Annotated in this window: 5 protein-coding genes; all 5 read left to right on the plus strand. The window is 40.7% G+C overall.

From position 1 onward, the window contains the following. The first annotated feature begins 141 nt into the window (after positions 1 to 141). The 5 genes from leuE (at position 142) to GCU85_RS08080 (ending at position 11872) form a co-directional block, all read left to right on the plus strand. Positions 142 to 810 (plus strand): leucine efflux protein LeuE, encoded by a 669-nt coding sequence (gene leuE / locus GCU85_RS08060; protein ID WP_152810743.1) that lies wholly within the window; start codon positions 142 to 144, stop codon positions 808 to 810. 337 nt (positions 811 to 1147) lie between these two features. Then, on the plus strand, positions 1148 to 9694 hold the full coding sequence (locus GCU85_RS08065; protein WP_152810670.1) for an RHS repeat-associated core domain-containing protein: 8547 nt from the start codon (positions 1148 to 1150) through the stop codon (positions 9692 to 9694). Next, complete coding sequence (locus GCU85_RS08070; protein ID WP_152810671.1) at positions 9687 to 10088, plus strand: hypothetical protein; 402 nt, start codon at positions 9687 to 9689, stop codon at positions 10086 to 10088. Before GCU85_RS08065 ends, GCU85_RS08070 begins: the two co-directional genes overlap by 8 nt. An 18-nt stretch (positions 10089 to 10106) precedes the next feature. Then, on the plus strand, positions 10107 to 10964 hold the full coding sequence (locus GCU85_RS08075) for an RHS repeat-associated core domain-containing protein (RefSeq protein ID WP_152810672.1): 858 nt from the start codon (positions 10107 to 10109) through the stop codon (positions 10962 to 10964). Beyond that, the gene (locus GCU85_RS08080) at positions 10961 to 11872 is read left to right on the plus strand and encodes a hypothetical protein (protein WP_152810673.1); all 912 of its coding nucleotides are present in this window, start codon (positions 10961 to 10963) and stop codon (positions 11870 to 11872) included. The genes GCU85_RS08075 and GCU85_RS08080 overlap by 4 nt, the downstream gene beginning before the upstream one ends. Positions 11873 to 11886 lie beyond the last annotated feature (14 nt).

Below are 11886 nucleotides of genomic sequence, written 5' to 3' on the forward strand. Positions count from 1 at the left end.
AAATAACTGTACCATAAAGTACGCCATAAAACATGCCATAAAACATGCTATAAGACAATCAAAGATTGCAAGCGGTTGCCGTCAGGCGTATATTATGATGATGACATTTTTTCAATAAATCAGATGACGGGTGATGGTATGATGATAGAAAATTTTGGGGTCATTAATTACACAACGTACTTATTGGGCGTGATTATGATTGTGTTGCTGCCTGGGCCTAATTCGCTTTATGTGCTGGCTTTGTCCGCGCAGCAGGGCGTGCGTAACGGTTGGGCGGCAGCCTGTGGTATTTTTGTGGGCGATGCGATTTTGATGCTCTTGACCGCATTGGGTGCGGTGGCTATTTTGACGGCGTACCCTGCACTTTTCATGACGATTAAAATTATCGGTGCGATTTATTTAGGGTATATTGGGTTGCGGTTAGTCCGCGATGCTTGGATAAATTGGCGACGCCATGAATCCATGTCTGAGGCGGCGATGCAGCCGATTAAAAAAACCAGTCCGCGCAATGCCTTTGCCAAGGCGCTATTGATTAGCCTATTAAATCCCAAAGCCATTTTGTTTTTCTTTTCCTTTTTTGTACAGTTTGTCGACCCGAGCTACCCAAGCCGTTTGTTGCCCTTTTTGGTATTGGCGGTGACCGTGCAGTTTTTTAGTGCGCTTTATCTTGGCGTACTGATTTATTCGGGGGCAAAACTCGCTGACGCATTTCGACGACGCAAAAAAATCAGCAGTGTCTCAAGTGCAGGGGTTGGCGCTGGATTTATGGCGTTTGCTGTTAAACTCGCCCTTGCATCGGCGGGGCAGTAAAATCCATAGGTAAAGTGTAATTTGATTTGATTTGATTTGATTTGATTTGATTTGATTTGATCCTGCTGGTACTGTCAAACGCACGTTGCAAGGATTAACAGGAAATTAATGGTTGTTTAATTAACGAATCGAAATGTTAAATTAATGATAACCGAATTTGGCGAAATTAATTTTCTCTCAGTTTCTTTGGTTTTTTTTTCTATACTTTACATGCGGTTGATAAATCCTTGTTTTTTTTTTTTTTTTGAGTATAATCGTTGGTTTATTTGAGCTGTAAGCAAAGTCATGTTTGTTTCTGCTTAATGGATTTATTGAATTGCTTACTCAAGGAGTCATTATGACTAATGCTACCAAGTGTCTCGTCAAACTCATTTCCCTTTCTTTATTGCTTTTGCTGAGTCTTTCAGCTAATGCGCAAACGCACTATCAATCAATCATTGATAGTGATAATAATCCTAGTACGGGTTGTTCAATTACGGTGACAGACAATGATGGTGTGTTACAGACATTTGAGGGTGCCGAGTATGCGGTGGTTTCTTCGTCAATAGCTGGCAACCCTGAGCGACTGACTCAGCAATCTGTTTTGGCGTGTAATCAAGGTGCCTTTGATACGTTGCAAACCGATCAAATTGTGCCTAATGCACCCGTTATCAATGGTGAGGTTGAGCAGTTATCTGCGGCAATACCGTTGTCAGGTCAAATTAGAGTTGGCTTTGTTGCATCTCAGCAGTCTGATTTTGCCCAAGGCGATGTGGCATTCGCAGCGCCATTATACCAAGTGTTGCCAGCGCATCATGGTATTACGCCAGATACTGATAAAATTCCAACTTACACGGGCTTGGGTATTGTTTTGTTGGTGTTTGCGGTATTTTTGATGGCAAATCGGCGCTTAAATAAATCCACCAGAAATCTATTGATGGTGTTTTTTGTATTAGGTATCGGGAGTGTTAGTTACATACAGGCAGAAATTCGTTTAGATACATCGCCTAGGCAGTGGGACGGTGTCAACGTATATGTAACGGATACCACGGGCGATAGTGCAGTCATAGAAACAGACATACTGAGTGCTTATTTGATTGCTAACACCAATCGATTTGCTGTAAAAATCGTCGTTGATAGTGAGGATGAAAGTGATGGTGGTAGCGATGATGGTAGCGATGATGGTAGCGATGATGGTAGCGAGAAAACGGGCAATCGTGTATTGACGGTTGATGTGACGGAGCCTGATGCTAATGATCGCGTTACGGTATCTGGAAGTACGGATTTTATTTTGGGGCAGTCAGCGTCTCGAGTTGAGGTAAAGCACGCTGATAATACCCCTATTTCAGCAGATATTGATACGAGCGGTGCTTTTAGTGTATCTATGGTGGCAGCAGTCGGTGATGTGCTTGAAATTTACCCAGTGGTTGATGGTGTGGCAGGAGATGTTGTTAAGATTACGGTACAAGGTAGCAATGACAAAAATATTACCTTGCCACCAGATCCAGAGACAGTGGTTCAACCATTGGACTATACACAATCAATAACGACTTATGATAAAACAAAATTCTTGTATGAAGGCGATGATCCAATCCAAAAGGGTGTCGAACCCGATACAATCTTGCCTGAAAGGTCCAGTCTGTTATGGGGCATGGTTTATGATAGAGATAGGCAGCCGCTTTCGGGCGTTAATGTTGAGATAAAAGACAGGGATCAATATGGTTACACGCTAAGTCGATCTGATGGTCAATGGGATTTAGTTATCAATGGCGGTGAGCGTGTCGTCATAGAGTACAGTAAACAAGGATATCTGCCCGTGCAACGTGTTATCGATACGCACTGGCAAGACAGTCAATCAACTGACGATGTTGTTTTAATCCCACTGGATACTCGTGTGTCCTCAATCGAATTAGATAGTCGGGTTTATCAGTCACACACCAGTTCTGTTACTAGTGATGGAGACGGGTCTCGTCAAGTACTCATGATATTTCCAGGGCAGACAAAAGCGACAATGATCATGCAAGACGGCAGCGAAAAGCCGTTAACTGAAAATATCAATATTCGTGCGACCGAATACACCGTTGGTGAGAGTGGGCGTCTAGCGATGCCAGGTGAGTTACCGCTGGGATCTGCTTATACTTATGCTGCTGAACTAAGTGTTGATCAGGCAATTGAGGCGAATGCGAAAAGTGTACAATTTAACCAAAAAATCCCAATCTACGTGGATAACTTTATTGAGTTTAGTGTTGGTACAGGTGTGCCCATTGGCTACTATGATCGAGAAAAAGCCGCATGGGTGCCGTCTGAAGATGGCGTTGTAGTTAAAGTCCTTGCAATAGAGAATGGTCAAGCAGTCCTTGATGTTGATGGTGATAGTATCGCTGATGGTGAGGATAAGCTATCTAGATTGGCAATCACTGACCAAGAGTTAATGGAACTAGCGAGAGTCCATGGCGCAGGAAAAAGTCTATGGCGTGTCATGGTTGATCACTTTACACCGTGGGATTGGAATTGGCCTAATTATCCGCCTGGTCCTCCAGAATTTGATAGCCCACCCCCACCTGATCTACCGCGACCTCAAGAATGCGACCCTAGGTTGCAAAACTGCGAATTGGTTTGCCCGAACACAAAGACGGGGTGTGTAATTGATATCGAAAAGCAAACACTTGGCGAAAGCATTCCATTAAGAGGATCCGAGCATCAATTAACCTACAATTCCAATATGCACGCGTGGCAAACAGCCCGAGAGCTGATATTTGATTCGGTTATTATCCCAGTAATACCAGGTAAGTCTGAAGATAATCAATTTTTTCCTGAAGATTTGATAAAAGCGTCCGTTGAGATTGTTTTTGGCGGTGAAAAAATAACGAAAGAGTTTAATAATCCAACATTTGGTTTGAATTATGTATTTAGTCCTCAGTCGTTTGATTTGAGCCATTATCGATTAACTTCAAATTGGCAGATTATTGATATAAAAGTAACTTATCACTGGCGAACAACTTTTGTACAAATTCAGACTACAGACGGCAGTATTAGCTCAGATAATTTTTTTGCCTCAAGTTTTGCGCGTTTCCGAGAATTACTCACTGCCTCAGGCGGTTCTGTTTTAGCGAGTGAAACTAGAACCGTTTTACGTAGTAGTAGCTACCAGATATTCCCTACTATTGCATCAACGACAAATCGAGAAGCGATGAGTACAGGTTATCCAGAGAAATGGCGCATCAATTCACATCATTTTTATGACACCGAAAATCAGCAGCTATTTAAAGGCTCGGGACAGGTCTATGGCGGAAGCTCCCTGCTCCAAAGTTACACAGATATTGATGGTTTGCCTCAGGGGATCAACTCCTTTGCGCTAAGTAGCTACGGTAATGAAAGTGTATTTTTGTATGTGAAAAGTGGCGAATTGTATCTTTATAATTTGGCATCAAAAAATACAGAGAAAGTCACTGTGCCTGGTGAGGTTAGCCAGGTCCTATCAATCAATCGAGTTGTCGGGCGACTTGATGTCAGGAATTATCATACTTTTGCAATAACGCATGATGGTAGGCAGATATACCGAGTTTCTGGCAATGTGGCTACTCCTTATGCCGGACATTCACCTATAGATGATGCCGATGGTTTATTGATTGGGGATTTTCGTTTTAAAGAAGTTTCTGACATTAAAATCCATCAGGATGGTTCTTTATTTATTGCAGATAGAGGGGCGCATAGCGTATATCGAGTGTTGCCAGGTGATAATCGTGTGTATCGTGTTGCTGGAACTGGTGTTGCAGGTTATAACGGCTCAGGATTATTTGGGACTAAGTCACAATTGAACTCACCAGGCGGTCTTGCTATTTCAGGCAAAACAGGAGATGTTTATATAGCAGATACAAAAAATGGTTTAGTTAGAAGACTTAAGGATGACGGTCATCTGTATAACCATGCAGGCACTAACTATGTGACAACGAACGATGTTGGTAAAAAGAAAAAAGATCAAATTGCCTTTGCACCAGAAAAAATATTTTACTTAGAAAGTCAGGATACTCTGGGTGATTACGTCGGTACAGTATATACCTTATCAAATCAAGAGGTTTTGAGAGTGGGGGATGATTGGACTTCGAAAATTGCAGAGGATACGGAAAATCAAGTATTATTCAGAGACTCGAATCGTAAAAATTATTTCCTTAAGGACGGCAGAGCGCATGTGTATGGGCGGACATTGAGTCGATTTACAAATAAGAATATAGTTATTCCTGATGCGGGTGGTCTAATCGTTTATGAATTTAATCCTCGAGGTCGGCACTTAAAAACGTACGATACAGTAACTGGAGATGTGATATATGAGTTTTCATATGATGACCAAGGCTTATTGATCGGCATTAAAGATGTCGACGGGTTGATTACTAAGGTTGTGCGGAATCAAAAAGGAGAAATTAATGAAATCATCTCACCTTATAATCATGTTAATACCTTGTCATTGGATTTGAATAATAATTTAGTTGAAGTGGTTAGCCCAGGAGGCGTCACTTATGAGATGAAATATGGCAAGCCGGGTGAGCTCGTAGAGTTCATTAATCCTCTAGGCTTGAGTGACCGATTTATTTATAACAGTGATGGGAGACTAATACAAAATATACAGGCTCATGGAGGAGGCGATACGCTTGAAGGTAGCCGGACAGAAACGACTTCAGTGGTTAAATTAAAGACTGCTGAAGGTAGAGAAACCTATTATCAGCGTGATTATAGTGAACTCACAGATAAATCAAAAATTGTACAAACTGTCACTTATGCTAATAATGAAGCAGTAAAAAAAGATATGGTTCAGCAGGGGCCAAATTTTAGGGTAGTTTCTCGCTATGAAGATGGTTTTGAATTGAGTGAAAAATATGCAAGCCTCAATGGGTTTACAGGCTTTAGTAAATTGGCACATTCTCTTCGGATTCATCAAGGAGATAGTTCTATGTCGCTTTATAAGCTATCTTTTGACTATATGTATAATGAAAAAGACAATCGAATAGGGGGGTTTGAGGAATTTACTATTATAAAAGGTCCTAGCATAGATTATCTCTGGAATTATCAATTCATCAACCGTTATGGTACTCGAAAGTGGGTCAGTAAATCCAATGCTAATCGTGAAACCACTACAGTGGTCGGCAAATTACAGCGTCCGCTGTCATATGAAATACCGGGTATCTATCCTCATCAATTTGCGTATGATGAGTTTGGTCGAGTAATCGAGACTTCGCAAGTCGGCAATATTAATACGAGACGCACCCGTTATGATTATTACGATTCAGGGAATGCCAATGGTTCCCTTAAATCAGTAACGAATACTTATGGACATACAACAAACTATGAATATGATGACAAAGGTTATCTAACTAAAACAATTTTGCCCGATGGCAGAGAAATTGGTTATCAGTTTAATGCGATTGGTCAGTTAATTGGTTTAAGACCGCCAGGGAGAGGAAATCATGAATTTGCATTCAACTACGCTGAAGACTTAAGTCGTTACAACCCTCCTATTGTTTCAGAAGGTGAGACAGTGACGGTATATAACTATAATCTAGACAGGGAATTAGTGCGCGTAGATTTGCCTAACGATCAATCAGTTGAGCTAACTCGAGATAGTTTGGGGCGAGTGACGGCAGTAAATAGTGAGGCAATGAAGGTTGACTATGACTATGCTCCTGGGTTTAAATTGGCCAGCAAGCAGACAAATCACGGTGAAGGAATTCACTATCAGTGGCATCTAGGTCTTGTTGTTGAAGAAATGATAACGGGGTTTATTGATGCAACTGTTGGAACGGGCTATAACGATAGAGTGTATGGAGTAGTCGATACAATTTCTGTTCAGGATAATAAAATAGATTTTAACTACGATAAGGATTTGTTGGTGCAAAATATTATATCCGAAGGTCTTGACTTCAAAATAGAAAGATCTGATAAAAATACACTGCTTAATCGTGCTATGCTGAATGCAGAAAGCAATGTATTTGAAACATCCTACGAATATGATGGATTTGGGCAGATAGCAAATGTCGATAACAAGATGACTCTGACAGAAAGTGCCGATAAGGAAATTGCATTTAAATTTAGCCCTGAAGTACCAGAGCTTGTCGGACTAAGCTTTAATGTCAGGGGTTCAGCTAAGGGTATTGATCGATTGTTTATTAATGATGAGAAAGTAGGTTTTTATGGAGAAGATAAAGAAATAATGCAGTTTGGTGGCATTAACCCGAGTCGTGATCGATTTAGTGTTGATTTAGAAGAGGGTCTGACTGAAATTAATGTAAAAGCAATGGTTGATGGAAAGGAATATACTGAAACTTATCCTGTCCGTGCGGCACTTGGTAGCATACTCTTGAATAGAGGTGTTACAACTAAGGTTTTAGGGGTAGCTGCCCAAAACACCAGTAATTTAGACTGGCATTTGGCCAATGATAGTAATAGACCAAGAGGCAAATCATTTTATGCGATAGAGGCAAATACGGGGAAAAGCTACGATACCCTTGATTTGTTTCTTCTTGATGGTACGAATTCTGACTACGGAAATTGGCGTCAAACGACAGCTATGTATGATCAGGGCTTTTGGTCTTTTGCTGATAATGCAATGAGTGTTGGCATCCAATTCGGTAGGCCGGAGCAGATTAGCCATGGGGCGAGAGCGAAATATACTGCGCCTGACGGCTCTAGTAAAAATTATATAGGCAACCCATATTTCGATACTAATGAGCCATTTATGGGGGGTACAGTGGATACAATTATTGCCAGTGGAATGAGTACAGATAATACCTTACTGCTAGTTCGACAAGAAAAAGGAGATCGTTTAGCCAAGCTACAAAAAATAGAAAATGGTACACTTTTGAGTGAAGAATCTTTTGAGACGATTGATGAAAATGCGGTGTACTTAACTGTAACGGGGGTTGCAGAAAATGATCATGGCATTTGGGTTGCCTGTTATCAACGAATTCTTGGGGTTCGCATTCCTTGTTTGATGAAATATGAATCAGGGAATCTAGTTCATGTCGATGCCTTTAAAGAAAAGGCGGTGTGGTTATCAGAAAATTCTGTTTCGTTGAACAAAGAAATGCTTTGGCGGTATGATGTTAGGGGTATTTCAATCTTTAGTCCCGAAGGGCTTCCTGATGTTGATTACTATGCAGGTGAATACGTTGAAGCAACAATAGCGGTGACAGAGAATACGGTTTGTTATGCGGGTTGGTGTTATAATTTGAGTGATACGAATTCACTGCCTACCTTGTATGGTGTTTCTATTAAAAATCTACCTGATTATTGTTTGAATTTGTTGGGATATACAGAATATAGTGAGGCGAATCATCTCACATTTCAAAAGTACCAAGGTAACCTGTGGTGGTTTGCTACAGCTCACTCTGGGGACACTGAAAAAGGATGTCCAATTGTAACCAAGAAGCCAGACTATTTAGATAGTTGGGAAGAAACTTTAGTGAAATATGATGATAGCGAGGTTCCGCGGTATTATATTAATAACAACAGCACAAAACACCTATTTAATCACAATTACAGAAAACTACGGAGTGAACATACATCGGAAGGTGCGTTTAGGCGTTTTGAGTTTGTCGTGACAGAAGAAAGCGAAGTGGGTCAAGAAGAAGAACAAAAAACAATCAATCTCAGTGCGTTTGACTACACCTACGACGAGGGTGGTCGCATCACAAATATCACCGAGACAGAGCCCAATAAAACGATTGAGCGCGAGTATGCTTATAACAGTGTAGGGAAGTTGGTGAGTGCGACAGTCGATGGCGTTGAGACGACATGGGGTTACGATGCCAACGGTAATCGTACGCATGAAAATGGTGTTGAGGTAGCGACCTATGATGCCCAAGACCGTTTGACGGCTTATAAAGGCAATACGTATGCCTATAATGCGCTGGGTCAGCTGACGGCCAAAACTGCCCCGACAGGGACGACGACTTACGATTACGATGTGTTTGGTAATCTGCGCCAAGTGAGTCTGCCGAGTGGCGATGTGATTGATTACGTGATTGACCCGAATAACCGCCGTATTGGTAAGACGGTCAATGGGCAAACCACACAAAAGCTACTGTATATAGACCAGCTAAACCCGATTGCAGAGCTTTATGCAGATAATACGGTTAAAAACTTATTTATCTATGCTGAGAAGTCACACGTGCCTAGCGCGATGGAGCGCTATGACGAGGGCGGTAATTTGATTGGCACGTATCGCCTCATTAGCAATCATTTGGGTAGCGTGGTGCAGGTAGTTGATACCGAGACGGGCGAGATTGTCCAAGCAATCGACTACGATGTATGGGGCAATGTGTTGAGCGACACCAATCCGAACTTCCAGCCGTTTTACTTTGCAGGTGGGTTGTACGACACGGATACGAAACTAACCCGATATGGCGCACGCGACTACGATGCGCAATTAGGTCGCTGGACAGCCAAAGACCCAATCGGATTTGCAGGCGGACTGACTTCGTTGTATGATTATGTGGGTGGTGATCCGGTTAACTTTATTGATCCGAGTGGGGAGTTTGGGGTTTGTTTTGACTTTGATAGTTTTGCAACTCAAATTGAGGAAAATCGATTTGATACAGAGGCAATTTTAGCAACACTAACAGCTCAATTAACTATAGGAGAAATGCCTAAAAGCCAAAAAGAGCTTCGGAGGCATGCTGGTGGAGGAAAGGGGGCTAGTAAAACAACTAATCAGCTAAGTCGAATGCAGGTTCGGTTGAGAAAACTTGGAGTGAATACTCGTGTTTTGAGAGATTTTGGTAGGGAAAAAGCAGTTTCATCATTGTCTAGAGCGACTGTTGGTTTGTTAATATTTGAAGGATTTTATAACTGGGGAACTATAGGAAAATCTGCTTGGGATAATACAAGTATTAGTGGATGCGGATGTGAATAGTGATAAAAAAGCTTTTTTAAATAAGTTCAATCAAATATTTGAACGAGCAGTAGATGAAAATGAATTAATCATTGATTTAGTGCCGACGAAGTGGTTTGAGGTGGCAGAGTGGAGCGCAGGATACGATTTGTTCTATGATGACCTGGACTACCTATCAATGGCAGGAGAAATAGATTTATCTGATTGTTATATTGATGAGCTGACAGTAGGCGAGTACTGTGAAATTTTGGTACGGTGTCAGGATATGGGTTTATCAGAGGATATATGTTTTATTAATGAAAGTGTAAAAAAAATAAAACGAAAACTATCCCTTGTTCAGAGGAAATTAGAAGCAATAGCATTTTTTGGTCTTCTTTTGTTAATAGTAATTTTATTGGTCAAAACGAAAACATAGACGACTTACGATTACGATGTGTTTGGTAATCTGCGCCAAGTGAGTCTGCCGAGTGGCGATGTGATTGATTACGTGATTGACCCGAATAACCGCCGTATTGGTAAGACGGTCAATGGGCAAACCACACAAAAGCTACTGTATATAGACCAGCTAAACCCGATGGCTTCACTGCATCCGAATCAGCAGGTTAAGCAGTTATATATTTATGGGGAGCGCAGTCATGTGCCTAGTGCGATGGAAACCTATGATGAGCAGGGTAATCTCACGGGTAAATACCGTTTTATCACCAATCATCTGGGCAGTGTCGAAGCAGTGGTTAACACCGACACAGGCGTCACTGCACAGCAAATCGACTACGATGTATGGGGCAATGTGTTGAGCGACACCAATCCGAACTTCCAGCCGTTTTACTTTGCAGGTGGGTTGTACGACACGGATACGAAACTAACGCGATTTGGTGCGAGAGATTATGATGCTGAAATTGGTCGCTGGACAGCCAAAGACCCAATCGGATTTGCAGGCGGACTGACTTCGTTGTATGATTATGTGGGCGGGGATCCGGTTAATTTTATTGATCCGAGTGGATTGGAGGGTATGTGGGATTCCATAAAAGATTTTTTTGGAGGAGCCACTTCTGCTGCAACCCCAGGTGGTGCTGTCGTTGATACCATAGGAAGCACCTTGACGGAATCTAGGAATCAATATTTGGGATATTGCCAAGGATATGTTAATTTTCGAAACGGTGGAGGTATACCAGGCGATGGTCCTCCTAGATATAATCCCACTGAATTTGAAAAAAATTTCTATGATTGGGCCGATGAAAATTATACTGAAGGAGATACTGCCGACGACTTATTAGATATTCATAAGAGATGAATATAACAGAAAGTGAAATAATGATTGCAACTCATTTATATGTTTACATGTTAATTTTAGCCCTAGTTGGATATACTGCTTGTATTTATTTTAATTTACATAGGGCGCTATCAACTTTTTTTAGCTATTACATCTTCTTTGCACTAATAGTATGGGGAGTTATTGTTTTTATTTATAGGAAGCATGTTGGTTCCTATAATGAATTTAATGCATTCTCAAGTATGGAGATTTGGCAACTCAGGACAGTTGATTTTCTTCGTATGACATTTCCTAAAAATCATTTGAATTATCGTGATTTATTTGTTTTTCCTTATATTGGTGTGTTTTCGTGGTTAACTACTTTGTCTTTGATGGCGACTTTTTTTAAATTTAATCATATCATTAGATTAAAGGTATTTTTTTTAGCAAAACTTCCTTCTGTGAAGATTAAGTATGTTTTTTTTGCCGTTATCGCTATTGTTGTTTGGTTTATGGTATATGCAGGGATATGTTTTTGGTTAGATAGATGTGCAGAAGATGAGAGTACTAACCCATTTAATAGTCGAGAAGCTTATCTACTAATTAACTTTTGGAATTTCACGGGACGATATTTAGAGATTTTATTGGTTACACATTACATTATTTATTTATTTAACAATAGTTTTAGACCGAATTTAACATTAGTGCCTTTTTTGTTTTTCTGGCTAGTTTCCCCTACTTTTTTTACTGTATTTTTTCTGCAAGATATTTTTAATACAGTAGTTATTCACTCTTTTTTAAAGATAATAGCGATGCTTTGTTTATTATTTATTGCGCTGTGGGGTTATAAAAAAACAAGGGAAAAAAGCATTTATTTCATGATTATGCTTGCGCCATCTTATTCAATGCTTTTTATGGTTTTTTTTATTCAATGGACCGAGTATATGTGATGTTTAGAGACCTC

Origin of the sequence: Ostreibacterium oceani (assembly GCF_009362845.1) — a bacterium.
GTDB lineage: Bacteria > Pseudomonadota > Gammaproteobacteria > Cardiobacteriales > Ostreibacteriaceae > Ostreibacterium > Ostreibacterium oceani.

Excerpts from the sequence above, each read along its gene's own strand:
- leuE (WP_152810743.1), top strand. The coding sequence starts at position 142 with ATGATAGAAAATTTTGGGGTCATTAATTACACAACGTACTTATTGGGC.
- GCU85_RS08065 (WP_152810670.1), top strand. The coding sequence starts at position 1,148 with ATGACTAATGCTACCAAGTGTCTCGTCAAACTCATTTCCCTTTCTTTA.
- GCU85_RS08080 (WP_152810673.1), top strand. The coding sequence starts at position 10,961 with ATGAATATAACAGAAAGTGAAATAATGATTGCAACTCATTTATATGTT.